This is a genomic window from Stenotrophomonas sp. S49, assembly GCF_016624905.1.
Classification (GTDB): Bacteria; Pseudomonadota; Gammaproteobacteria; order Xanthomonadales; family Xanthomonadaceae; genus Stenotrophomonas.
Genome location: NZ_JACVUD010000024.1, coordinates 24,258 through 49,204 on the forward strand (window position 1 = coordinate 24,258; position 24,947 = coordinate 49,204).

Consider the following 24,947-nt stretch of genomic DNA (forward strand, 5'->3'; position numbering starts at 1 on the left):
ACAGTCGACCAACGGTCGACGCTACCCCGCCGGGGCGGGCCATCGCTCAGAACGGGTCGCTGCCCAGCCGCACTTCCACGTTCAGCAACGAACACAGCGCCAGCAGCGCATCGTCGTCGCGGGTCAGCGCCATCCAGCCGGCGAAGCCGCCACTGCCAGCATCCACGCTCCACAGCGTGTAGTTGTGCTCGCGCAAGCGGTCGAAGGCGGTGGACATCAGCTGCACCCCGTCCAGGTCTTCGGCGAAATCCTCGTCGTCCAGGTCGCCGCCCCAGTCCAGCTGCAGGTTGAAGCGCGCCGACAGCTCGTTCACCGCCGACTGCAGCGATTCCAGATCATCGCGCTCCACCTCGAACCCGGACTGCCAGGCAATGGCGGTGAACAGCGCAGGCAGCCAGTCCGCGTCGGCCTCCAGCGGCTCGCCGGCCTCGGCCAGCATCTCGCGCCAGCGGTTGAACTGCTGCAGGGCCAGCTCATCATCGCCGGGGTTGATCAGTACCAGCAGGTTCCAGATGCGGGCCTCGAAGTCGTCCTCGTCGAAATCGTGGGCGTCTTCCTCGAAGTCGAAATAGTCGCTGTTGTCGGGCATGGCGGGCATTCCTGTGGGGCAGGCCGGCATTCTACGGTTTATCCTGTGCCGCTGAAGCCGGCCGTGGTGGCCGTCACTGTGAATGATGCGATGAGCGATACCCCTCCCGACCACCTGGCCATCAACCCGGCCAGCCCCTTCCACGATGCGCAGGCGCTGGAGCGCGGCGTGGGCGTGCGCTTCAACGATGTCGAACGTGACAACGTCGAGGAATACTCGGTCAGCGAAGGCTGGATCCGCGTGCAGGCCGGCAAGGCGCGCGACCGCCGCGGCAACCCGATGACCATCAAGGTCAAGGGCAAGGTCGAGGTGTACTTCCTGGAACAGAAGCCGGAATAACCCGGCTCTCGTAGAGTCGAGCTTGCTCGACTGCTTTGAGCTTGCTCGACTGCTTTGAGAAAGAGCAGTCGAGCAAGCTCGACTCTACGTTTCAGGGTCAGCCACGCAGCGGCATGGGCCGGGTCGATCAGCCGCGCTGGCGCGACTCCAGCAGGTCCAGGTTGCGGATCAGGCGCCGCGAGATCTCATCGGAAATCACCCCGCGCCGGGTCAGCCGGAACAGCTCCTCGCGTTCGGCATTCAGCCCCGCGCTGCGCAGCTGGCGGTAGCCCTGCTCCATCCGCTTCACCTTGTCCGGGTCCACGTCGGGGCCTTCGTTGTCCTTTTCCAGGTGCCGCTGGTACAGCAGGCTCACCCGCGATGCAGCGTCATTGAAGAGCTGCACGTTGTCGGTGTTCTGGTTCATCACCAGCTGCTGACGCATGCGCTCCACCCCCGCCAGTGCGGCCTTGGAAGACAGCTTGCGGGCCAGGTCCTCTTCCTTGCGCTCGCCCGAATCGGCCGGCAGCTGCAGGCCCTTCAGCAGCTGCGGCAGGGCCACGCTGGCGCCCACCAGCGAGAACAGGATGACCGCCGCGGCCAGGAAGATGACCAGGTCACGCGCGGGGAACGGGCTGCCATCAGGCAGGAACAGCGGCAGGGTCAGCACGCCGGCCAGGGTGATGGCACCGCGCACGCCGGCCACCGAGGTGGCCACCACGATGCGCCAGTTCGGTGCCTCGCCGTGCTGCAGGCCACGGCGGCGCGCGCGCAGCAGGTTCCAGCGCAGCGACAGCCAGACCCAGAGCAGGCGCAGCGCGATCAACATCGCGTTGATCACCACCACGTACACCAGCAGCCACCAGGCGCTCTGGTGGCCGGTCTCATTCATGGTGGTGGTCGCGCGCTCGACGATGCCCGGCAACTGCTCGCCCAGCAGCACGAACATGATGCCGTTGAAGCTGAACTGCAGCATGTTCCAGACCCCGGCGCGCTGCACGCGCATGCTGCCGGACACGCGGCCGGTCAGCTCCACGTAGCTCATCGCAATACCGGCGGCCACGGCCGCGAGGATGCCCGAGGCATGGATCTCTTCGGCCAGCAGATAGGCCGCGAACGGAATCAGCAGGTTCACCAGCATGGCCGCGCCGGGCTCTTCGCCGAAGCGGCGCCACAGCCAGCGCTGGAAGGTGGACACGCCCAGGGTGACCGCCACGCCTACCGCCAGGCCCGCCACCGCCACCCACAGGAAGGTGAGCGAGGCGGTGGCCAGCGAGAACGATCCGGTCATGACCGCGGCCACCGCGAAGCGGAAGCAGACCAGGCCGGAGGCATCGTTCAACAGCGATTCGCCTTCCAGGATGTGCATCAGCCGCTTGGGAATGGGCGCCTTCGAAGCGATCGCGCCCACCGCCACCGGATCGGTGGGCGAGACGATGGCCGCCAGTGCGAAGCACACCGCCAGCGGCATCACCGGAATCATCCAGTGGATCAGCAGGCCGGCGCCGATGACGGTGAACACCACCAGGCCGAAGGCCAGTTCCAGGATCGCGCCCTTGTCGCGGAACAGGCCTTGTTTGGGAATACGCCAGCCATCGAGGAACAGCAGCGGCGGCAGGAACAGCAGGAAGAACACTTCCGGTTCCAGCGCATGGCCGCGGTTGAACACCCCGGCAATGACCGCGCCCAGGCCGATCTGCACCAGCGGCAGCGGCAGTGAAAAGGGCAGGACGCGAACCAGGTAACCGCTGGCGACAACGGCCACCAGCATCGCCAGGACGACTTCGATGGTGTGCATGCTTCTTCCGGGAAGCGGCGCGTGGGGCCGGAAAAACCGGTGTGCGCCGGAGACAGGAAAAAAACTTAGCACAGCTGGCGGCCGCTGCGGCCGCCCGTATGAATGCGCGTCAGGGCGGCGACAGCAAACGCGCCGCGATCCAGTCCCGGGTGTCCTGCTGCATGTCTGCGGACAAGCTATGCCCCACCGGGTAATCACGCAGCCGGTGGGCCACGCCCAGCCCCTGCAGGCGCTGCGAGGCAGCTTCGGCCAGCGCAAACGGCAGCTTGTCATCCTGCCGCCCGTGCACCACCAGGCCGTCCAGCCCGGCGCCGGCCACATCGGCCGGAATCAGCGGCGCGATCTCCGGCAGGATGCGCCCGCACAGGATCGCGAAGGACTTCACCCGCTCCGGCGCGGTCAGCGCCACGCTGGCACTCATGATGCCACCTTGGCTGAAGCCGGCCAGCACGGTCTGCCGCGCATCCAGCCCCAGCCGCTGCTGCTGCACGGCCAACCAGTCGCGCAACAGCACCCGCGACGCTTCGGCCTGGGCTGGATCGATCACCGGCCCCTGCGCGCCGAAGCGCACGGTGAACCAGCCGAACGCCTGCGGCCCGAACACCAGCGGTGCGCGCGGCAGCAGCACGTGCAGGCGCGGATCGAGCGTGCTGGCCAGCGCGGCCAGCGACTGCTCGTTACTGCCCACGCCGTGCAGCAGCACCACCAGGCCCTGCGCCCTGCCCTGCGCCGGCCGCTCCAGCACGGGCGTCAGCACGGGGTTCATGCGGCCTCCTGCACGGCCGCGGCGCCGTCGAAGCGGTACAGGTCCATCGCCAGCATGCCCGCATCGATACCCGCATCGATGCGGGTGGCACCGAAATCATCGCCGCCGGCCGCGCCCATGGCGAAGTACAACGGCAGCAGATGCTCATCGGTGGGATGCGCGCGCTCGGCAAACGGCGCCTGGCGGCGGTAGTCGAACAGCGCATCGCGATCGTTGGCGGTCAGGCGCTGTTCCACCCATTCAATGAAGGGGCGCACGTAGGGCGCTTCCTTGCCGTCCTGGTAGTCGCGCCAGTCATGCAGGTTGTGGGTGATGCTGCCCGAGCCGACCAGCAGCACGCCCTGGTCGCGCAGCGGCGCCAACGCACGGCCCAGCGCGAACTGGTGCGGCGGCCCCAGCATCGGCTGGATCGACAGCGGCACCACCGGAACATCGGCCTGCGGGCGCAGCAGCCGCAGCGGCACCCAGGCGCCATGGTCCAGCCCGCGCTGCGCATCCAGCGCCACCGGCAGGCCGGCCGCGGCGATGCGCCCGGCCACTTCTTCGGCCAGCGCGGGGTCGCCCGGCGCCGGGTACTGCAGCTCGAACAGCGCGCGCGGGAAGCCGCCGAAATCGTGGATGGTGGGCGGCTGCGGATGCGCGCCGACCAGCGGCTGGCGCGCCAGCCAGTGCGCCGACGCCATCACGATGGCGCGCGGGGTCGGCAGGTCGCGGGCCAGTTCGGCCAACCGCACGCCCACCTGCCCCGGGTGCAGGGCGGTCATCGGCGAGCCGTGGGAGATGTACAGCGAAGGCAGGCGGGACATGAGGTTCTCCAGATACGGGGGGAAGCGGCGATCAGCGCGAACGCAGGGTCCAGCGGCCATCGCCCAGCAGGAACAGCACCACCAGCGCCAGCGCCCAGAACGCCGGATATTCCCAGCCACCGCCGGCGTTGGCGAAGCCGAAACCGTTGGCGCCGTGCACGGTCACGATCGTGCCCAGCAGCAGCGGCACGCCCAGCAGGCCCACCCAGCGCGCGTACACGCCCAGCAGCAGGGCCGCCGCGATGGCCAGCTCGACCACGATGGTCAGGTAGCCCAGCGCGCCCGGCAGGCCCAGCGATTCAAAGAACGCGGCGGTACCGGCGGGGGTGAACACCAGCAGCTTGGTCAGCGCGTGCACCAGGAACAGGCCGCCCAGGGCCAGGCGCAGCACGGTGGCGGCATACGGGGCCAGCGGCGAAACGGCAGCAGCGGAGGTTTTCATGGGGGCGTACCTCAGGGAGAGTGCGTACAGGTTATTGCGCAGCCGCCAGCCGATAAATACGATGAAACGACCGTATTTATTTCAGAAGGCGCAACAATGGACACTCTGGACGCCATGCGCGTGTTCGTGGCCGTGGTCGAGCGCAACGGCTTCAGTGCCGCCGCCGAGGCGCTGGGGGTATCCACGGCCGGGGTCACCCGGCAGGTGGCCGCGCTGGAAAAGCGCCTGTCCACCCGCCTGCTCCACCGCACCACCCGCCGGGTCAGCCCCACCAGCGCCGGCGCCGCCTACTACGCCCAGTGCGTGCGCCTGCTGGCCGAATTCGATGCGCTGGAAGCCAGCGTAGGAGCGCAGGCGCTGGAACCGTCGGGCACGCTGCGCATCAACGCGCCGGTCAGCTGGGGCATCGCCCGGCTGGGGCCGCTGCTGGCCGGCTACCGGCAACGCTACCCGCAGGTGGAACTGGACCTGGCCCTGTCCGACCGTCTGGTGGACATGGTGGAAGAAGGCTACGACGTGGCCCTGCGCATTACCCGCGAACCCAGCCCGACGCTGATCGCTCGGCGCCTGGGCCAGGCCCGCATCACCCTGTGCGCGGCACCGGCGTACCTGGCCGCGCGCGGCACGCCAGCCACGCCGCAGGATCTGGCGGCGCACGACTGCCTGGGTTACAGCTACTGGGCCTCGGGCAACCAGTGGCCGCTGCAGGGGCCCGGCGGCGAAGTTCGGGTGGCGGTGAACAGCATCCTGCAGGCCAACAACGGCGACGTACTGCGCGAAGCCGCCATCGCCGGACTGGGCGTGATCCTGCAGCCCGATTTCCTGCTGGAACAGGCGCTGGCCGATGGCCGCCTGGTCCGCGTGCTGCCCGACTGGGAGGTACCGCCGATCGGCATCTTCGCGGTGTACACCAGCCGCAGCCATCTGGCACCGAAGGTGCGCAGTTTCATTGATTACCTGGTGGACGCCGGGGTGTGAGTGCATCCGCCGGGCATGGCCCGGCGGGTTTCCACGATCAGGCAACCACTTCGTCCAGCGCCTGGATGATCTTTTCCAGCGGCGCCGGCCGCCCCAGCAGGTAGCCCTGCACCTGGTCACAGCCGTGCGCGGCCAGCCAGTCCAGCTGGCCCGGGGTTTCCACGCCTTCGGCAATGATGGTCAGGCCCATGCTGTGGCCCAGCGACAGCAGCGCGCGGCAGATCGAGGCATTGCGCGGGTTGGTTTCCACGTCGGCCACGAAGCTGCGGTCGATCTTCAGGATGTCCAGCGGCAGGTGCTGCAGGTAGGACATGCTGGAATAACCGGTACCAAAATCATCCAGCGACACGCAGATGCCCTGCTCGTGCAGGCGGCGCATGGTCTGCATGGCCTGCGCCGGCTTGCGCATCAGGCTGCTCTCGGTCAGCTCCACGTGCAGCGCGCCGCGGGCCAGGCCGAAATCTTCCTGTGCGCGGGCGAACTCGGCCACCAGGTCGCTGTTGAAGAACTGCACCGCCGAAACATTCACCGCGATCGGCAGCTCGCCCCAGCCCGCAGCCACCAGTTGGCGCTGTGCCTGTGCGGCGGCGCGGATCACCCAGCGGCCCAGCGCCAGGATCAGCCCGGTGTCTTCGCACAGCTGGATGAACTCGCTGGGCGGAATGAAGCTGCCGTCCGGCTGCGGCCAGCGCAGCAGCGCTTCCAGCGCCGCCGGGCTGCCATCGCTGGCATGGCGGATAGGCTGGAAGTACAGCTGGAACTCGTTGTCGATGGCCGCATGGATGCGCCCGGCCAGGCGCAGGCGGTCGGCCAGGCGGGTCGACACGGCCGCATCGAACCAGGCCACCACGTTGCCTTCCACGCGGCCGGCATGTGCCGCCTGCGCGGCCATGCCCACCACCTGTTCGGCGCGCAGCGCATCGCCTTCCTCGCGCACGGCCACGCCGATGCGCGGCTCGAACTGGTGCAGCGAATCCTTGCCGCGCATCGGCGCCGACACGATCTGCAGCAGATCGTCCAGCACCGACTGGGTGTTGTGCTGCGGGGCGATGGCCAGCACGAAGTCTTCGGCCGGCTGGAAGGCCAGCGTGCCGAAGCGCGCGCCCAACCCACCCAGGCGCGCGGCCATCGACTGCAGGATGGCATCGCCGATGTCACGGCCCAGCGTATCGGCCACCAGCTGCAGGCCACGCAGCTGCACGTAGGCGATGGTGTAGCCGCGGTCCTGGCTGTCCAGCTGTTCGCTCAGGGCGCGCACGTTCAACAGGCCGGTGGCCGGGTTGTGCCGCGCGCGGTAGGCCAGGTCACGCTCGTAGGCCAGGCGCTCGCTTACATCTTCGGCCAGCACCAGGCAGGCGGGCTGGCCGTCGAAATCCAGCTTGGACAGGTGCGCACGCACTTCGAACACCGAGCCATCCTTGCGCCGGTGCATGCGCACGGCTGCATCCTGCAGTTCGCCCACGCGGGCGCGGGCAATTGCCCCCTTCACTTCCTCCCAGCCTTCGCGCGGGCGGATGTCCAGGATGCTCATGCCGAGGAATTCCTCGCGCGTGTAGCCGTACTGCAGCACCGCCGCTTCGTTCACTTCCAGGAAGCGCAGCGTATCGGGATCGAACACCCAGAACGGCGCCGGGTTGCGGTCGAACAGCAGACGGAACCGGCGCTCGACCTGGTTCATCTGTTCGCGCGCCAGATGGCGCTCGCTCACGTCGGTCAGCGCACCGATCATGCGCCGCTGGCTGTCGGCCAGTTCCACACGCTGCCCACGTGCGGACACCCAGCGCACATCGCCGCCGGGCAGCACCAGGCGGAACATTTCATCCAGCACCGCGCCGCGCGCGAACGCTTCATGGAACGCGTGCTGCAGCCGTTCGGCATCTTCGCGGTGCACGCGCCCGAAGAACTCGGCCACCGGCAGGGCATCGGTCTGCACGCCAAAGATCTCGCGCGCCAGCGGCGACCAGTGCAGCAGCGCGGCGTCTTCGTCCACGTACCAGGTGCAGACCCGGCCCACCTGGTGGGCCATGCGCAGTTCGGTATGGCCGGTGCGCAGTTCGGCCGCCATCCACTGCTGGCTGCGGGTGCTGCGGCGCATCGCGAACAGCAGGCCCAGCAGCACCAGCACGTAGGTCAGCAGGATCGCCACTGCCGCATGCAGGTAGGGCCACCACGCGGCCAGCACATCGGCATCGGCCAGCCCCACCTGCACCGCCAGCGGGCTGTGTTCCAGCGTACTGATGGTGGACATGCGCGGAATCTGGTCGACCACGCCGGGGAAGCTGCCCAGCTCCACCACCGCCGGTCCGCCCACCAGGTTGCGGTACGGCAGGGTGTAGCGGCGGCCCACCGTGCCGTACGGATCGGGCACGCGCGCCAGCATGAAGCCGTCGGCATCGGTGATCGACACCATGCCGTTGGGGCCAACGTCCAGGCCGCCGATGATGCGCTGCAGCTCGCCACAGCGCAGCCGCGCCAGCAGCCAGCGGTCGTCGGCCATGGGCAAGGCCAGCGGCACCACCCAGGTGCCATCGTCGGCGCGTTGCGGCGGCCCCAGGTACAGCGCGCTGCCCTGCCCGCGCCGCTGCGGGTCGGCCCACAGCGGCAGTTTCAGTTCGTCGGCACCGCCGGTCAGCGCGCGCCCGTAGGCATCGACCACCACGATGCTGTGCAGTTCGGCGTGCCGCTGCAGCACCCCGGCAATGGCCGCATCCAGCAGCTTCGGCGCCTGCGCCGGCACGTTGCTGAACAGCTCGGCGGCATCGCCGGCAATCCCGGCCAGCGCCCGTTCCAGATTGCGCAGCTCCAGCGCCAGCAGGCGTTCGCTGCCCACCGCCAGCGCGCGGCTCTGCCGCTGCGCAGCCTCCAGCCGGCGCTGGTGGTCGTTGGCCAGCATGGCCGCCATGCCCACGGCCAGCAGCACGCCCAGCGCCACGCCGCCCCAGGTGATGGCACGCAACGGCCGGGCCAACGCCCGTTTCAGCGCGGGCATCGGTCGGTATTCCCTGTGCAGACAGCTGGCTTCATGCGCGAACGATTCCTCCACATCCCCGACCAGAGCGGCCGCAGCGCGGCATTCTTGACGCCTGCACCTGCTCCGCGGGCCATTCCCTGTGTGGGTCCCTACCCCGCAGCATGCACCAGCGCGATGACTGCGTGAAGCGCGGCGGCGCGTGTTCAGCCAGATCGCGCACACCCGAAGCCGTGCTGGCGCGCGTCCGCCGCCGCCGCAGAGGATTAGACTTGGGGTTTTCCGTCGCAAGAGAAGTCCATGTCCAAGCTGCGCCGTCCCACCCTGGCGCTGGCCATTCTCGCCAGCCTGTCCCTGGCCGCCTGCGATCGCCCGGCCGAGCCGGCGGCAGGTACGGCCGCCCCCGCCGAAGCCGCGCCGGCTGCCGCCAAGCCGATGCTGGGCAGCTTCGGCTTCGATGCCAGCGGCATGGACCGCAGCATCGCCGCCGGCGATGACTTCTTCGGTTTCGCCAACGGCAGCTGGGTGAAGAACACCGAGATCCCTGCCGACCGTTCGCGCTTCGGCAGCTTCAACGTAATTGCCGAAAAGACCCAGGCCGATACCCGCGCCATCCTGGAAGGTGCGGCCGGCAACGCGCAGGCCAGCGGCGATGACAAGCTGATCGGCGATTACTACGCCGCCTACATGGACGAAGCCGGCATCGAGAAGCGCGGCCTGGCCCCGGTGCAGCCGCAGCTGCAGGCCATCGGTGCGATCACCGACAAGGCCGGCCTGGCCCGTGCACTGGGCGATGACATGCGCGCCGACGTGGACCTGCTGAACGCCACCAATTTCTACACCGACCGTCTGTTCGGCCTGTGGGTGTCGGTGGATCTGCTGCAGCCCGACCGCACCGCGCCGTACCTGGTGCAGGGTGGCCTGGGCATGCCCGACCGTGACTTCTACCTGGGCGATGGCCGCATGGCCGAACTGCGCAAGCAGTACCAGGCCTACATCGCCAAGGTGCTGCAGCTGGCCGGCGTGGCCGACCCGGCCGGCAAGGCGCAGCGCATCCTGGCGCTGGAAACCAAGATCGCCCAGGCGCATGCCACCCAGGAAGAAACCAACGATGTGACCAAGGGCGCCAACCTCTGGACCCAGGCCGATTTCAGCGCCAAGGCGCCGGGCATGGACTGGGCCGCGTTCCTGGAAGCGGCCAAGCTGGGCCAGCAGCAGGACTTCATCGTCTGGCAGCCCAAGGCCGTGGCCGGCCTGTCCAAGCTGGTGGCCACCGAGCCGCTGGATGCCTGGAAGGACTACATGACCTTCCACGCCCTGGACCGTGCCGCCAGCTACCTGCCCAAGACCTTCGCCGACGCCCGCTTCGCCTTCCACGGCACCGCGCTCAGCGGCACCCCGCAGCAGAGCGATCGCTGGAAGCGCGCGGTGGACGATGCCAACCACGCCGTCGGCGAAGCCATCGGCAAGCGCTACGTGGAAAAGCACTTCGACGCGAAGACCAAGGAACGCGCCGACGAGATGGCAAAGAACATCATTGCCGCCTTCGCCAAGCGCATCGATGCACTGGCCTGGATGTCACCGCAGACCAAGGCCAGCGCCAAGGCCAAGGTGGCCGGCCTGACCGTGGGCATGGGCTACCCGGACAAGTGGCGTGACTACACCGGCCTGGAGATCCGCCGCGACGATCCGCTGGGCAATGCGCAGCGTGCCGAACGCTTCGAGTACGAGCGCAACATCGCCAAGCTGGGCAAGCCGGTGGACCACAGCGAGTGGGCCATGCTGCCGCAGACCATCAATGCGATGAACGTGCCGCTGGAAAACCGCCTGGTGTTCCCGGCCGCGATCCTGCAGCCGCCGTTCTTCGACGGTGCCGCCGACGATGCGGTGAACTACGGTGCGATCGGCGCGGTGATCGGCCACGAGATCAGCCATGGCTTCGACAACGCCGGCGCGCTGTTCGATGCCACCGGCAAGCTGCACAACTGGTGGACCGCCGAAGACCTGAAGCAGTTCAACGCCGCCGGTGATGCGTTGGCCGCGCAGTTCAGCAGCTACGAACCGTTCCCGGGCGTGCACGTGAACGGCAAGCTGACCCTGGGTGAGAACATCGCCGACGTGGCCGGCCTGGGTACCGCCTACGATGCCTACCAGCTGTCGCTGCAGGGCAAGCCGGGCCAGACCCTGGAAGGCTTCACTCCGGACCAGCGCTTCTTCCTGGGCTTCGCCCAGGCCTGGCGCAGCAAGAGCCGCGAGCAGGCCCTGCGCAATTCGCTGCTGACCGACGTGCACGCACCGGGCCAGTTCCGTGCGCTGACCGTGCGCAACATCGATGCGTGGTACCCGGCGTTTGAAGTGAAGGACGGCCAGAAGCTGTACCTGGCTCCGGAAAAGCGGGTCAAGGTGTGGTGATGTAATGCGAACGGGCGCCGCGAGGCGCCCGTTTCGTTTGCGGGGGGCGGGATGCTCTGGTGGATGCCAACCCCATGCTCTGGTGGGTGCCAACCTTGGTTGGCACGATCCTTCCGGCACCCATCCACGCAGGGCGTGGATCTACGCTGTGCCAACCAAGGTTGGCACCTACCCAAAGCGTTGCGCCGGGTGCCGTCCACGCGTAGCGTGGATCACCGCGCGGCCGGCCACTCCCGCAATACGTCCACCGGCACGCCCATGCGTGCGCACGCCCGGGTGGCCAGGCCATCGGGCAATGCGCGGCGGAACAGCGGCGCCATGCCCTGCATCAGCTTCGCCGAAGCCGCCGCCTGCGCACGCTGGGCAGTCGTGCGTTCCAGCATCGCCTCGGCCCAGTCCGGCAACAGCGCTGCGCCCGCGCCCAGGAACACCGCGCGTGACAGCCCCGGGATCGGCACCGGCAGGTTCACCGCAGACAGCACGTCCAGCACTTCGCGCGAACGCGCATCGGCCATCAACTCGGGCTGGCGTGCACAGAAATACGCGGCCACTTCCGCCTCGCTGCGCGGCACGTCCACTGCGCCAAGCGCTTCGGCTACGCAGCGGTACTCGTCGTAGTAGCGATCAGCAATCGCTTCGGGAACCTCGCGCCCATAGCGGCGGTAGCCCTGCAGGAAGCCGTAGGCCTCGGTCACGTGCACCCACGTCAGCAGGTGCGGATCGTCAGCCGCATACGCCTGGCCCTGCGCGGTGCGGCCGCGGATCTGCGCATGGATGTGGCGCACCTTGGCCACCAGCGTTTCCACCTCGGCACTGGGCGCATAGCTGGTGCCGGCCACGAAGGCCGTGGTGCGGCGCAGCCGCCCCACCAGGTCCTGGCGGAAATTGGAGTGGTCATACACACCGGCCAGCGCGCGCGGGTGCAGGGTCTGCAGCATCAGCGCACACAGCCCGCCGGCCAGCATGGACGGCAGTTCCGCATGCACGCGCCAGGTGATGCTGTCCGGCCCGAACCAGCCGGGATCGCCCTGAGGGTGGTCGTAATCAATACCGCTCTGGCCACGCGGGAAGGCGTCGAGCACCCAGCGGCGGATGGGCGCGGTAACCGGGCGGGTCAAGCGGTGCAGCAACGGCGGCATACGGGGTCCAGTGGGTGGCGGAATCGACCGGGTTCTGCGCGGTCCGGCTTGATTCTGGGCGATCCGGCGTCCTGCGGCGAGCCCGACGGCCGCGCCGCGGCAGCATGTGCGCACGCAGCACGATTCACCCTGCGACATCTTGTCGCAGCCTGTGAATGCGATGGTGCGCCGCACCAATCTTCACGCATTCAGGCAAAACCCTTGCGCCCCTTCGCTTTGCGCCCATTGCACCGGCCGCTGGAAGTGCTAGAACTGAATCCGCCACATCGTCCAATGCTGATCGACGCACGTTCCAGAAAGGAGCCAGTCATGATTGCTTTGTTCAAGGGTTTGGGAATGCTGCTGCGGGACAACGAGCTGTACAGCAGCCCGTTCGAAAAACAGGTCGCGCACTGGCGCAACCTGAGCGAGCAGCAGATCCGCGACGAGGTGGCCGTGCTGGCCAAGGCCAAATGCCAGTGGCTGATGGCCTCGATCGTGGGTTGGCAGGCAGCGTCGCTGCTGATCCTGGGCCTGATCGCCAACTACCTGTGGCGCGACGACTTCCATATCACCTTCACCCGCGTGGTGATCGTGTTCGGTTCGTGGGTGTCGATCCTGTTCGTCATCTGGTTCATGGCCAACATGTTCGACCACACCGCCGGCTTCGAACGCTGGATGAAGGCCTTCAACAGCCGCGCGCGCATCAGCTCCAGTGCCGACAGCGTGGAATGCGTGGCCGAAGCGCTGGACCTGGCCGAGCATTACCCGGAAGTGCTGGACTACAAGCAGGCGGTCACCGCCAGGCGCGAGCTGCGCCATGAAGACATCCGCATCATGACCGAGATCGGGCGCATGAAGCAGCACTCGGAACTGGTGGGCCGCCTGAACCATGTGGGCGAGACCGAACACCACCACGACATGACGCTGCAACCGGCGTTCTGATCACCCGGAAAGCGGGGGGAGCCACAATGCCACCGTGCACTGCCACGGTGGCATTGTTCTTTCTGGCGCCTGCTACATGCCGCGGAACAGGCTCATGAACGGCTGGCTGACCACCAGTGTTTCCGGGCGCTGGCGCAGGCGCAGCACGCCCCTGCCGGTATCGTCGCGGCTGACCGCCGCTACCGCCTTCATGTGCACGATGGTGGAACGGTGGATCTGCCGGAACTGCTGCGGGTCCAGCGCCTCCAGCAGCTCTCGCAGCGGCGTGCGCAGCAGGCTCTCGCCCTCGGCGGTCACCACCGTGGTGTACTTGTTGTCGGCGCGGAAGTAGACCACGTCGTCCAGCATGATCAGCTGCGTTTCGCGGCCATTGCTGGCGGTGATCCAGGCCAGCGGCGGACGCTCGGACTGTGCCCGCGACGGGCCCAGGCGCTGCAGCAATCGCTCCAGCACGGCATCGTCCTGGCGCGTGGATGGCAGGCGCGACAGGATGCGTTCGCGCGTGGCCAGCAGGCGCTCATCGCTGACCGGCTTCAACAGGTAGTCCATCGCGCCTTGTTCGAACGCATCGATGGCGTACTGGTCGTAGGCGGTCACGAACACCACCTGCGTGCGCGGGCTCAGTTCGGACAGCGAACGGGCCACTTCAATGCCGCTGATGCCCGGCATGCGGATATCCAGGAAGGCGATGTCCGGCTGTTTCTCGGCCAGTTGTTCCAACGCGCTGGCGCCATCCTCGCACGCGGCCACCAGCTTCAGTTCCGGCCACAGCCGCGCCAGTTGTTCCACCAGTGCATGGCGCAGCAGTTCTTCGTCTTCGGCAATCAGGGCTTCAAGCGGCATGGGTGCGCTCCTTGGCCGGCTGCGGCAGGGTCATGGTAGCGGCCACGCCCGAGGGGAAGTTGGCCACGATCGCCACGCCGGCCTGCTCGCCGCAGGTCAGGCGCAGGCGCTCGCGCAGGTTCTTCAGGCCGATACCGGTGCCGCTGGTGCCCTGGCCGAAGCCCAGCCCATCGTCGGCCACCGTTACGGTCACGTGGTCATCGAAGCCACGCGCCAGGATCCAGATCGTGCCGCCCCCCGGCTTGGGCTCCAGGCCATGCTTGATCGCGTTTTCCACCAGCGTCTGCAGGGCCATGGCCGGCAGGTGCACACCCTGCAGTTCGTTGGGCACCTGCACTTCCACCGCCAACCGCGCGCCCATGCGGATGCGCAGGATTTCCAGATAGGCGCGCGTGCGTTCCAGCTCCACGCCCAGGGTCGACACCGATTCATCCACCTGCGGCAGCGAACTGCGCAGGTATTGGATCAGGTGCCCCAGCATCTGCTCGGCGCGGCCCGGATCGGTGCGGGTCAGCACCTGCGCATTGGCCAGCGTGTTGTACAGGAAGTGCGGTTCCACCTGTGCATGCAGCAGGTTCAGGCGTGCCACCGACAGTTCCTTTTCCACCTGGGTCTGTTCGGCAGCGGCCTGTTCGTCGCGGCGCTGGTCGGCCACCCGGCGGCTGATCGCGCGGGTCACCGCTTCGGCGTTCTCGTAGTTGCTGCCCTCGTCCAGCGCCAGCAGATCGGCCCACCAACCGGCATCGGGTTCGAACAGCAGGGTGACCGTGCTGGTGCCCTGCCCCGGGGTGACCGTGGCCTGCACGCTGTTGCGCTTGATCGCCAGCCGCGCCGGCAGGTTCCAGCGCGAGGGTTGGCGGCCATTCCAGGGGTCCACGCGGCGCACGTAGGCGCGCACCTGCAGGCTGCCGGCCGAACTTTCTACGTCTTCCACGCGCGGCAGCTCGGCCACCACCGCCTCGACCACCGCGTAGGCCTGGCCGGCGTCCATGGGCAGTTCCACCTGGCGCCGCTGGCGGCCAGACAGGGTGCTGCCGTCCAGCTTGCCGGCCACCATCCACACCCGGCGCACGTGGGTAATGGCACTGCCCAGCGCGGTAATCATCAGGAACATCGCCAGCAGGCCGAAGATCCAGCCCGGGCCATCGTTCATGCCGCTGAAGATGCCACTCCAGACCATGCCCGCCACCAGCAGCGCCACGGCCCAGGCCAACAGATGACGGACAATGAGAGTAAGGCTGGCGAACACGGCAGTGCCTTGGTGGGAAGGGGTGAGCCGAGCATAGGCCGGCGCACCGGGCAGACAAGCGGCCTGCGACGAAGCCCCGGAAAGCGGGGATGGAAGGTGTTACAGCAACGCCGGGCATGGCCCGGCGCTACCGGTAGGTGGCGGGGCAGCGCCCCGCCTTGCCTTACTTGCGCTGGTCGGCGCTGGCGTCACGCACGGCGCGGAACGACTCGTCGGTGCTCCAGTTCGGCCAGCCGCGCGAGTTGGCCAGCTGGCTGCCCAGCGTGTAGAGCACTTCCAGGTCGCGTGCCGCACCGGCGAACACCCAGTCCGGCTGCCACTCGTCGCCCTGCTGGTGGTAGCGCTTGGCGGTGTAATCGTCGGACGCCTTCTTGCCCGCCGCCACGCCACCGTCCACCCAGTCCTGGCCGGCCGACCAGGACAGCGCCGGTACGCCGCGCTTGGCGAACGAGAAGTGGTCGGAGCGGAAGAACAGGCCTGCCTCCGGCTTCGGGTCGGGGGTGTAGCGGATGTCCCAGCCCTTGGCCACGTCCTTCAACTGGTCCAGCAGCTCGAAGCGGGCGGTGCCGTAGATGCCGAAATCACGCGACGGACCGAACGGGGCCATGCCGTCCATGTTGATCATCGCCACGGTCTTTTCCAGCGGGTACAGCGGGTGGGTGGCGTAGTACTCCGAACCCAGCAGGCCCTTTTCCTCGGCGGTGACCGCCAGGAACAGCACCGAACGTTCCGGGCGCTTGCCCTTGGCGAAGCCACGGGCCAGTTCCAGCAGCGAAGCGGTGCCGCTGGCGTTGTCCAGCGCACCGTTGAAGATGCGGTCGCCACGGGCATCGGGCTCACCCACGCCAATGTGGTCCCAGTGCGCGCTGTAGACGATGGTCTCGTCCGGGTAGCGGCTGCCTTCCAGGCGCGCGGCCACGTTGTGCGAGGTGATCACCTCGGTCTTCACCGTGTACTTCGCATCCAGGCTGGCGCCGGTCAGCGGCACCGGGGTGAAGTCGCGCTGCTGCGCCTGATTCTTCAGCGCCTCGAAATCCAGGCCGGCCGAGCGGAACAGGTCCACCGCCAGATCGCGCTGGATCCAGCCTTCCAGCGTCGGATGGGTGTCGGCCGGGTTGTCACGCACCACGTCAAACATGGTGTTGGTGTTGGAGCCAGCCACGGTGGCCCAGCCGTAGGATGCCGGCGCGGTCTCATGCACGATCAGCACGCCCAGCGCACCCTGGCGGGCACCCTCTTCGTACTTGTACGGCCAGCGCCCGTACCAGGTCATGCCCTTGCCGTCGAAGTCGCCCTTGCCGGTCTCGAAGTCGGGGTCGTTGATCAGCACCACGGCGATCTTGCCCTTCAGGTCCACGCCCTTGAAGTCATCCCAGTTGCGTTCCGGCGCTTTCACGCCATAGCCCAGGAACACCAGCGGTGCCTTGCTGATATCCACTGCGCTGGCACCGTTCATGGCCGCGCGCACGGCAATCTGCTTGCCCTGCTGCAGCGCCACGGTCTTGCCGCCCTGGTGCAGCGCCAGCTGCGGCGCGCCGACGATATCGCCCTTCAGCAGCGGCACGGCCTGGGTCCACAGGCGCTTGCCATCCTTCAGGTCGCCGCCCGGCTGCAGGCCGGCGTCGGCGAACTGCTTGCTGAGGTAGGCGATGGTCTTCTCTTCGCCGGCGGTGGCCGGCGAACGGCCTTCATACGCGTCGGAGGCCAGCTCCTTCACATCGGCGGAAATACGCGCGCCGTCGAACTTCGGCGTGGCCGCCATCAATGCGCTGCTCACCGAAAGGGCCAGCAGGCCCAGTGCCACTCGTTTCATTGCTCTCTCCAGCAGGACAAACCTACCGGAGTGTAAGGGGTTCGGCAGGGCTGCGCCCCGCCCCCCTGTAGAGTCGAGCCATGCTCGACTGACGTCTCGCTCTGGTAGGTGTCGACCTTGGTCGACACGGACACAGACACGAAGGGGTCAGAGCCCTTTCCCGATGGGAAAGGGATCTGACCCCGCGCGATGTCTTACCAGTTCGGGTCTTCTGCCGGTGCGGCAGCAGCAGCGGCCTTGGGCTTGGGCTTGGCCGCCGGGCGTGCGCTGGCGGCCCCGGCCGCCGATGCGGTCGCCGTCGCCGCGGTGGCCGGCTTGCTGCCCAGCTTCTGCCGCAGCTCGATCTGGCCCGGGCGGAAGCCACCACGGGTTGCGTCCACACCGTCTTCGATGGTGCCGTACGACGTCTGCGCGGCCACGCGATCCACGCGGATGGTGCAGCACGGGTGCTCGCTGCGGCCCAGCGAACGACCGGTCTGCGGGTCCTTCAGTTCTTCGCCCAGGCGCACGGCCTGCCAGCGCTGGCCGGCCTGCAGCGTTTCACCGCCCTGGCTCAGCACCACCTGGTCGCCGTCCACCGACACCACCGACACCGGGAACAACGTGGTGACGATGGTCGTGCCGATCTGCCCGGACAACGACTCCATCATCGAGGCGGCCATGTTGCGGCCGTTGACCACCCGCGGCAGCGTGCTGGGGCCGGTCGAGGCCAGCTGGTGGTCGAAACTGTCGGACATCACCACCTGGCCGGTGGTGGCGTTGACCAGGCGCAGGGTGATGCGGCCGCCACCGGAATACGAGGTGACCTGGCGATCGGACATGCGCAGGTTGCGCACGCTGCGCGGATACTCGAAGCGTTCGATGGTGGGAATCAGGATCAGATCGGTCGCCAACTGCTGGCCGATGCGTGCAGTGTCCTGCAGGCGCACGTTGCCGCTGTTGATGTGGTCGATCTCGGCCTGCAGCTCATCGCCGAACTCGCGGTCCAGCACGATGAAGCGCTGGGTCTGGGTCAGCGTATCGGACAGGCGCGCACGGATCGCGTCGGCCACCTCGCCGGCATCCACGCGACCATCGCCCACGGCATAGCTGCCGGACTTGGTGCGCGGCAGGGCCACCACGATCTTCGGCTTGCCCTGTTCGTCCGGCGCGCGGTACTGGGCAATCTGTGCGCGCACGCGCACCTTCCAGTAGCTGCGCATGCTGCGGTGGGTCACGTCCGAATCGAACGAGCTGGCGCCGCGCTTGGCGTCCACCTGCACGTTCTCTTCGTAGTTTTCCTTGTAGCTGGCTTCGGCCGAACCACCGCCGCCGGAGGCCTTCGCCGAGGCCTGGCCCGACGCGCTGGCCGACGCCGAGCCCTTGAAGCTCCAGCCTTCATCACTGGCGCGCACGCGGGCAATGGTCTCTTCATCCAGCTGCCGCACTTCGTCCTGCGACAGGATTTCATAGCCCAGCACCGCGCCCTGCGAGCCGGCAATCATCTGCTGGGTGAACGCGTCGGCGCGGATATCGCCGACGTGTTCCCCATCCACGTCCACATGCAGGCCTGCGCGCAGGCCCTGCATCTGGCTGGCCACGCGCACGCCATTTACCTGCGCCACCGCCGACTGCAGGGCGGCCAGCACCGCCAGTTCCGGCGTGCTGCCGATACCGTCGGCCTCGCGCGCGACCTGGGTGGTGCCGCCGAAATCCGGCGTGCCGCGCAACGGCGCATCATCGGCCGGTGCGTTGCTGGCCAGCGCGCTGGCCGCCTTTTCCTTGGCGGGGGCCGGCGCGGTGTCCGCCGCCGGGGCTTCCTTGTCGCCACAGGCCGCCAGCAAGGCAGCGGCCAGGCCCAGGCCGATCAGTCGGGTGGTGGTGCGCATGGACATGGACCTGCGATCAGAGGCTGTCGAGCAGCGAATCGGCGTTGGACGGCACCTTCACCTTGCTCTTCTTGGCGAAGGTCACGGCCGACTTGGACGAGCTGTACAGGCCCTTGATGAAGCCCGGCGATTCCTTGGCCACCCAGGCACCGGCAGCCAGCTTGCGGCCCACGGTGGCCAGCTGGGTGGCGCCCAGGTTCTTCATGCCCGCGGTGAAGTTGCCGGCTTCGCCGCCCAGCTTCTGTGCTTCGGCGGCCGAGGCCAGCATCGACACCAGGCCTTCGGCGTAGTGCTGCTTCGATTCGGCGCTCAGTTCCGGCTGCGCGGCCACGCGCTCATCGATGGCGGCCTGGGCCGATTCGCTCACCGAGACCGACTTCTTCATGGCATCCACGCTCACCGAGCCGGACGACAGCGCCTGGCGCTCGGCTTCCAGCAGCTGCACCTGCTCGGCCAGGCCGAAGGCGCGGGCGAACGAGGTCTGCGCCTGCAGCGAATGCGACTGCGAGCTGACGAAACGGCGCACCAGCGCTTCCTGCGCGGCTTCGTCCGGTGCGGCGGCGCTGGAGGCGCTGGCGGAGGTGCCGGTGGCAGCACCGGCCAGGTCCTTCAGCTTGCCCAGGCCAGCGTGGGCCGGCATCGACAGGGTGGCGGCGGCAATGGCCACGGCAAGAGCGGTAGTGCGGATCATGGAGTTTCCTTTATGACAGAGACGGCCGCGGTGCGGCACACAGGCAACGGGGTAGCGCCGGGCCATGCCCGGCGTTGGAACGCGGTGGATCAGCGAACCGCCTTGACGTTCAGTTCGTTGATCATCTGCTGCGCGGCCTTTTCAGCGGCCAGCTGCAGCGCGTTGGTACGGGCCACGGTTTCGTTCGGGCCGGTACCGGAGTACTGCACCGGGCCGACCGACGACACCGTGCGCGGGAAGCGACCGGTCACGTCCAGCACCTTGCCGGTAACAGTGACGAACACGCGGGTGTTGCCGCTGGCCGGATCGCGATCGCGCATGCCCACGTCCAGCGTGCCCACCGCGATGTACGGAATGTTGGCCGCGCGGATGCCGTTGGCGGTATCGCGCAGGGTGGCCGGGGCCAGATCGTTGCCGGTGCTGAAATCCTTGCGGATGCGTTCGATGTTCAGCAGGCCACGCGACTCACCTTCCACGTATTCCGCTTCCACCACTTCATAGCCGGCGGCACTGAAGGCACCGGTCATGGCGGTGTTCACTTCAGCCGCATTGGCCACCTTCCAGCTGATGTTGTCGCTGCGCGCGGTGGTGCTGCCGCCGGTGGTGACCGACATCGAGCCGTTCTGGTTGATGCTGCCGTTGGTGCTGACCGAGTTGCCACGGAACGAATCACCTTCGCGGGTGTTCTCGCTGTAGCTGGTGCTCACGTCGGCACGGCGGTATTCCTTGTCCTGGAACGACTGCACGGTGTCCTGCGAGCGCGCCATGAACAGGAAGGTCAGCAGCGAACGCTGTGCCGCAGTGGCGCCGGCCACGGCCGAGCCGGCATCCAGCTTGGTCTGCAGCAGCGTGGTGTTGATTTCCGCACGCACGGTCACGCTATAGGTCTTGGCCTTCTTGTCTTCGTTGTCCGACAGCTGCACGGCGCTGAGCACGTAGCGATCGATTTCACCGATGAACTCGGCGCGGCGCGCTTCGAACAGGCGCAGCTTGGCTGCACCGGTTTCGGCGATGTACGCCTCCAGTGCATTCACCTTGGCCTTTTCCAGGGCCTCGGCGCGGGTGCCTGCGCTCAGGCGCAGGCTGTAACTGGCCGAACCGGTGCCGCGCGAGCTGGCGGACTGCGCCGCCACCGGCGAAGCCACCGCCAGGGCGATGAGGACGAGCAGGATGGTACGCATCAACGACATGACTTGATCAACTCCTGGAGGGCTTGGGTCTGCTGCTGCAACGGGCGGCCGCCCGGCTTCTGTTCGTCCAGCCAGGTGCGCGAATCGGCACGCTTGGCGGCGGCGCCGGCGAAGGCATCAAAGCCCGCCAGCAGGGTTTCGTAGCTGGCCGACCACTGGTCAACCTGCCATTGCGTGACCGGCACCACCTTGGTGGCGCCCTTGCGCAGCGGCTGTTCGAAATAGACCTTGCCCGAGAACGGCTCGGTCACCTTGGCGGTGAAGAACGCGCCGAACAGCATCGTCTTCATCGCCGGGGTTTCTTCGATCACGCCGTTCTTCAGCGCATCCACCTGCACGCTGATCAGGTAATCGGCCTCGGGAATCTTCAGCTGGTAGACCTTGCCGTCGGCAAAGCGCGCGGCCATGGCACCGCCGATCGCCTGGCCCGAGGCTGGCGGCAGCAGGCCGACGCCCGTGTTGGACGACAGCGTCTTGGACAGCTCGTGGGCCAGGGTGGCGCGCAGTGTGTCGGCCCACTTCGGGTCCGGCAGCTTGGCCAGCGTGGCATCGGACAGGGTGACCGCGCCCACCTGCAGGCGGCGCGTGGCCGCTTCCGGCAATCTGGCCTGGGCCAGGGCCTGGGCCAGCACCTGCGACAGGCTGGTGTCGGCACTGCCGTACAGCAGGTCGGCCACGATCGCGTCGATATCGTCGCGGTCCGGGCGGTAATCCTGCACGTCAATGCGCTGCAGGGTAAGCGGATAGGACGCGATTACCTGGCGCTCGCGGAAGTCGAAGAACAGCGCCTGCAGGGCCACTTCCACCAGCACCTTGTACTGGTTGCCGATCGGCTCGACCGACACCAGTTCGCGGTCCAGCGCGGCAGCCAGCACGGTGGCGCTGGTGGTGCCGTCCAGCATGGCCACCGGCTGATCGATCAGCTCCAGCTGCGCCGGCTTGCGGCGTTGCAGTGCCTGCCACAGCGTCTGGTTCAACGGCAGCAGGCCGCGCGATTCCAGCACCGCCTGCGCGTGCGGCGTGGTCGCCTTTACGGCGGCGGCATCGGCGGTATAGGCGAAACCGGCCCAATAGGCCTGCTGTGATTTCTCTGCGGCCTGGGTTGCCAGCGGCCAGACGGCCAGGCACAACGCATAGGCAAGCAGGCGCGCAAAAGCGCGCGGCGCGCTCTTCGTCCTTGAAAACATCCAACCGCTCCTGGGTCTACACACGGAATGCGAACGCGTTCACGTTCGCTGGGCGCGAAACATAGCCGCTCAGGCGCCAGCCGACAAGTGCTGCCTTGGTCGGCTTCAGTTTTCCGGGGCGTGGCCGGCCCTCTCCCGCAACACGGCGCGCTCGGCGGCATTGGGGGTCTGTGCCGCCGCCGTGGCAAATGCGTCACGCGCATCCGCCTCCCGCCCCAACTGCAGCAGCAGCTCGCCGCGCACCACCTGCAGCGGCGCATAGCCCTGCAGGCGTGCATCCACCAACAGCGGCTGCAGCAGCGCCCATGCGGCGAACGCGCCATCGCTACGCGATACCGCCACCACGCGGTTCAGTGCCACCACCGGCGACGGCATCACCTGCAGCAGCTGTGCGTACAGGGCCGCGATGCGTGCCCAGTCGGTGTCCACCGCCTGCCGCGCGGCGGCATGGCAGGCGGCAATCTGTGCCTGCAGCACGTAGACATCGTGCTGACCACCGGCGGCCACGGCCTGCGCCAACGCCTGCTGCCCACGCGCGATCTGCAGCCAGTCCCAGCGCGCGCGGTTCTGCTGGTCCAACAGCACCGGCATGCCCTGCGCGTCCACCCGGGCTGCCGCGCGCGAGGCCTGCAGTTCCATCAGCGCCAACAGGCCCAGCACCGGCGGTGCCGGCATGCGATGGGCCAGGATGCGCGCCAGTCGCAGGGCTTCTTCGCACAGCGCCGGACGCATCCAGTCATCACCGGCGCTGGCCGCGTAGCCCTCGTTGAAGATCAGGTAGATCGCCTCCAGTACCGAACCAAGCCGTTCCGGCAGCGCGTCGGCGCGCGGCACTTCATACGGCACCTGCTTGTGCGCCAGCGTGCGCTTGGCGCGCACGATGCGCTGGGCGATGGTGGGCTCCGGCTGCAGGAACGCGCGGGCGATCTCCACCGTGGTCAGGCCACCGAGCAGGCGCAGGGTCAGCGCCACCCGGGAATCGGCCGGCAGCAGCGGGTGGCAGGCCACGAACATCAACCGCAGCAGATCGTCGCCCAGGTCGTCTTCCAGCATCTGGTTGTCATCGGGCGCGGGCAGCGCGGCCGGGTGCAGCAGCTCGCCCCACTGCGCGTGCTGCTGGGCCACGCGCTGGTGCTGGCGCAGCACATCGATGGCACGGTTGCGTGCGGTGGTCATCAACCAGGCCCCCGGGTTGTCGGGCATGCCCTGCGCCGGCCAGCGCTCCAGCGCGGCCAGCCAGGTGTCCTGGGCCAGCTCTTCGGCACGGCCCACGTCACCGCCCAGCAGCCGTGCCAGGCGCGCGATCAGCACGGGCGATTCCATTCGCCACAGGGTATCCATGCGCTGGGTCAGGGTGGGCTCGGCCATGTGCCGATCACAGCATCAACGGCCGGGCCCCACAAGCGTGCCGCTCACCCCGGCTCACCCCGGCTCACCGTCCATGTGCGCGATCTCCCACAGATGGCCATCCAGGTCCTGGAAGCCCCGCTGGTACATGAAGCCGTAATCGCGCGCCGGCTGCGGTTCGCGGGCACCGGCCGCCAGTGCCTTGTCCACCAGCGTATCCACCGCCTTGCGGCTGTCCGCCGACAGGCAGGTGATCACCTCGGTGCTGGCCTGTGCATCGGCAATGGCCTTGGTGGTGAACTGCTGGAAGAACGGCTTCACCAGCAGCATCACGAAGATGCTCTCGCTGATGACCATGCAGGCCGCGTTCTCGTCGGTGAACGCGGGATTGAACTGGTAGCCCAGGGCGCTGAAGAACGTCTTGGACGCCTCCAGATCCTGCACGGGCAGGTTGACGAAGATCATCTGCGGTTGCGCTGCACTCATGGTCTTTTTCCTTGGGTTGAACAGAGGGCCGGTTACGGCTGCTTCATGCAGTTGACCATCCACGGCTTGCCGAAGCGGTCGATCAACATGCCCCAGCGGTGCGCCCAGAAGGTTTCGGCAATCGGCATCTGCACCTGGCCGCCTTCGGCCAGCGCGGCGAACACGCGTTCGGCCTCCTCGATGCTGTCCACGTCCACGTTGATGGTGGTGGCGCTGCCACCTTCGCCGCCGGGACCATCGGCGGCCATCAGGATCGCCGCACCGATCTCCAACTGGCTGTGCGCCACGTGGTCCAGCGTTTCCGGCGGCATCTCGCTGCAGCCGGGCTCATCGGACGGCGGCATGTCGCGGTACTTCATTTCCGACGTGACCTGGCCGCCCAGCGCCTTGGCGTAGAACGCCATGGCATCGTGGGTCTGGCCGCTGAAGCCAAGGAAGGGAATCAGTTTCATGGCATTGCTCCATTGGGAAGGCGGGGGCGTGGGTGCCGGGGCGTACCCGGCGATGGCACTACGGCGGGCTCAAGCGTCGATCTGGTTCCGCAGACGCTGTTCCTGTTGCTGTAATTCGGGGGTGAAAGCCTCGCCGAAGTCCTCGGCGGTGATCAGCGGGCGCAGTTCCAGCGCATCACCGGACTTGAACGGTGCGCGCCGCGCCCACTCGATGGCTTCGTCCAGCGACCGCACTTCCCACAGCCAGAAGCCGGCGATCTGCTGCTCGGCCGGGCCGAACGGGCCGGGCTGCACGGCCGGCGCGCCGTCACCGAACTGGATGCGATGGCCGCGGGCGGTGGCGTGCAGGCCTTCGCCGGCGAGCATGATGCCGGCGGCGACCAGTTGTTCGTTGTAGGCGCCCATGGTGGTCAGTTCCGCTGCGCTGGGCATGCGCCCGGCTTCGGAATCGGCGCTGGCTTTGACGATCACCATCACTTTCATATCGGTCTCCCGTGGGCGGCATTGGCGCGCCCTTCACTCTTACAACGAACGAGGAGGACGGGGATCGACAGGTTCCTGGAAATTATTTTTCCCGCGGAGAGCGCGCCTTCGGCGGGGGTCGGCGAACGGCGGAGCCCCTCCGTGGTGGGTCGCTGGGTCGCAGGAAGCTGGTTTCCTGCGAGAGGGCCGGGCGGGTGG

At 67.9% G+C, this 24,947-nt stretch carries 22 protein-coding genes; 4 read left to right on the top strand and 18 right to left on the bottom strand.

Features of this window, described 5'->3' with window-relative positions:
• Positions 1-46: 46 nt before the first annotated feature.
• Positions 47-589 carry a hypothetical protein gene (locus tag IAE58_RS07535; protein WP_199933189.1) on the bottom strand — a complete coding sequence of 181 codons (543 nt, stop codon included), beginning with the start codon at positions 587-589 and terminating at the stop codon, positions 47-49.
• 90 nt (positions 590-679) lie between these two features.
• On the opposite strand from IAE58_RS07535, the gene IAE58_RS07540 reads away from it, so the two are divergent.
• Complete coding sequence (locus IAE58_RS07540; RefSeq protein WP_108751456.1) at positions 680-928, top strand: DUF3297 family protein; 249 nt, start codon at positions 680-682, stop codon at positions 926-928.
• Positions 929-1,055: 127 nt separating this feature from the next.
• Here IAE58_RS07540 and IAE58_RS07545 read toward each other — a convergent pair whose 3' ends face one another.
• The 4 genes from IAE58_RS07545 to IAE58_RS07560 form a co-directional block, all read right to left on the bottom strand.
• Positions 1,056-2,705, bottom strand: a complete 1,650-nt coding sequence (locus tag IAE58_RS07545; RefSeq protein WP_108752047.1) for a Na+/H+ antiporter — start codon at positions 2,703-2,705, stop codon at positions 1,056-1,058.
• 109 nt (positions 2,706-2,814) lie between these two features.
• On the bottom strand, positions 2,815-3,471 hold the full coding sequence (locus tag IAE58_RS07550; protein ID WP_199933188.1) for an alpha/beta fold hydrolase: 657 nt from the start codon (positions 3,469-3,471) through the stop codon (positions 2,815-2,817).
• Positions 3,468-4,277 (bottom strand): class III extradiol ring-cleavage dioxygenase, encoded by an 810-nt coding sequence (locus IAE58_RS07555; RefSeq protein WP_199933187.1) that lies wholly within the window; start codon positions 4,275-4,277, stop codon positions 3,468-3,470. Before IAE58_RS07555 ends, IAE58_RS07550 begins: the two co-directional genes overlap by 4 nt.
• Before the next feature lie 31 nt (positions 4,278-4,308).
• Entirely contained in the window at positions 4,309-4,719 is a 411-nt protein-coding gene (locus IAE58_RS07560) for a DoxX family protein (protein WP_199933186.1), read from the bottom strand.
• Positions 4,720-4,815: 96 nt separating this feature from the next.
• Here IAE58_RS07560 and IAE58_RS07565 point away from each other — a divergent pair, with 96 nt between their 5' ends.
• Positions 4,816-5,697, top strand: coding sequence for a LysR family transcriptional regulator (locus IAE58_RS07565; protein ID WP_108752043.1), 882 nt, complete (start codon positions 4,816-4,818; stop codon positions 5,695-5,697).
• Positions 5,698-5,734: 37 nt separating this feature from the next.
• On the opposite strand, the gene IAE58_RS07570 is transcribed toward IAE58_RS07565, so the two are convergent.
• On the bottom strand, positions 5,735-8,686 hold the full coding sequence (locus tag IAE58_RS07570) for an EAL domain-containing protein (protein ID WP_233614817.1): 2,952 nt from the start codon (positions 8,684-8,686) through the stop codon (positions 5,735-5,737).
• Between the two features lie 279 nt (positions 8,687-8,965).
• Between IAE58_RS07570 and IAE58_RS07575 the strand changes: the two genes are divergently transcribed.
• On the top strand, positions 8,966-11,077 hold the full coding sequence (locus tag IAE58_RS07575) for a M13 family metallopeptidase (RefSeq protein ID WP_199933185.1): 2,112 nt from the start codon (positions 8,966-8,968) through the stop codon (positions 11,075-11,077).
• Between the two features lie 212 nt (positions 11,078-11,289).
• On the opposite strand, the gene IAE58_RS07580 is transcribed toward IAE58_RS07575, so the two are convergent.
• Complete coding sequence (locus tag IAE58_RS07580) at positions 11,290-12,216, bottom strand: oxygenase MpaB family protein (RefSeq protein ID WP_199933184.1); 927 nt, start codon at positions 12,214-12,216, stop codon at positions 11,290-11,292.
• A 309-nt stretch (positions 12,217-12,525) separates the two neighbouring features.
• Here IAE58_RS07580 and IAE58_RS07585 point away from each other — a divergent pair, with 309 nt between their 5' ends.
• Positions 12,526-13,140: a hypothetical protein gene (locus tag IAE58_RS07585; RefSeq protein WP_108748360.1), complete on the top strand. Its 615-nt coding sequence runs from the start codon at positions 12,526-12,528 to the stop codon at positions 13,138-13,140.
• 72 nt (positions 13,141-13,212) lie between these two features.
• Here the strand turns inward: IAE58_RS07585 and IAE58_RS07590 are convergent, their stop codons facing one another.
• The 11 genes from IAE58_RS07590 to IAE58_RS07640 all read right to left on the bottom strand — a co-directional run bounded on the left by IAE58_RS07590 (position 13,213) and on the right by IAE58_RS07640 (position 24,749).
• Positions 13,213-13,983, bottom strand: coding sequence for a LytTR family DNA-binding domain-containing protein (locus tag IAE58_RS07590; RefSeq protein WP_199933183.1), 771 nt, complete (start codon positions 13,981-13,983; stop codon positions 13,213-13,215).
• The gene (locus IAE58_RS07595) at positions 13,973-15,232 is read right to left on the bottom strand and encodes a histidine kinase (RefSeq protein ID WP_199933182.1); all 1,260 of its coding nucleotides are present in this window, start codon (positions 15,230-15,232) and stop codon (positions 13,973-13,975) included. The genes IAE58_RS07590 and IAE58_RS07595 overlap by 11 nt, the downstream gene beginning before the upstream one ends.
• Before the next feature lie 163 nt (positions 15,233-15,395).
• Positions 15,396-17,045 carry a M28 family metallopeptidase gene (locus tag IAE58_RS07600; protein WP_199933181.1) on the bottom strand — a complete coding sequence of 550 codons (1,650 nt, stop codon included), beginning with the start codon at positions 17,043-17,045 and terminating at the stop codon, positions 15,396-15,398.
• A gap of 194 nt (positions 17,046-17,239) precedes the next feature.
• Positions 17,240-18,913: a CsgG/HfaB family protein gene (locus tag IAE58_RS07605; protein WP_199933180.1), complete on the bottom strand. Its 1,674-nt coding sequence runs from the start codon at positions 18,911-18,913 to the stop codon at positions 17,240-17,242.
• 16 nt (positions 18,914-18,929) lie between these two features.
• Complete coding sequence (locus tag IAE58_RS07610) at positions 18,930-19,604, bottom strand: hypothetical protein (RefSeq protein WP_108752036.1); 675 nt, start codon at positions 19,602-19,604, stop codon at positions 18,930-18,932.
• A gap of 89 nt (positions 19,605-19,693) precedes the next feature.
• A complete protein-coding gene (locus IAE58_RS07615; RefSeq protein ID WP_108755292.1) occupies positions 19,694-20,794 on the bottom strand; it encodes a hypothetical protein in 1,101 nt (366 codons plus the stop codon).
• Complete coding sequence (locus IAE58_RS07620; protein WP_199933179.1) at positions 20,785-21,981, bottom strand: hypothetical protein; 1,197 nt, start codon at positions 21,979-21,981, stop codon at positions 20,785-20,787. The genes IAE58_RS07615 and IAE58_RS07620 overlap by 10 nt, the downstream gene beginning before the upstream one ends.
• Before the next feature lie 105 nt (positions 21,982-22,086).
• Positions 22,087-23,349: a sigma-70 family RNA polymerase sigma factor gene (locus IAE58_RS07625; RefSeq protein WP_199933178.1), complete on the bottom strand. Its 1,263-nt coding sequence runs from the start codon at positions 23,347-23,349 to the stop codon at positions 22,087-22,089.
• Between the two features lie 54 nt (positions 23,350-23,403).
• On the bottom strand, positions 23,404-23,814 hold the full coding sequence (locus IAE58_RS07630) for a VOC family protein (RefSeq protein ID WP_199933177.1): 411 nt from the start codon (positions 23,812-23,814) through the stop codon (positions 23,404-23,406).
• A gap of 32 nt (positions 23,815-23,846) precedes the next feature.
• The gene (locus IAE58_RS07635; RefSeq protein ID WP_108748350.1) at positions 23,847-24,266 is read right to left on the bottom strand and encodes a VOC family protein; all 420 of its coding nucleotides are present in this window, start codon (positions 24,264-24,266) and stop codon (positions 23,847-23,849) included.
• Positions 24,267-24,335: 69 nt separating this feature from the next.
• Positions 24,336-24,749, bottom strand: coding sequence for a YciI family protein (locus IAE58_RS07640; RefSeq protein WP_199933176.1), 414 nt, complete (start codon positions 24,747-24,749; stop codon positions 24,336-24,338).
• Positions 24,750-24,947 lie beyond the last annotated feature (198 nt).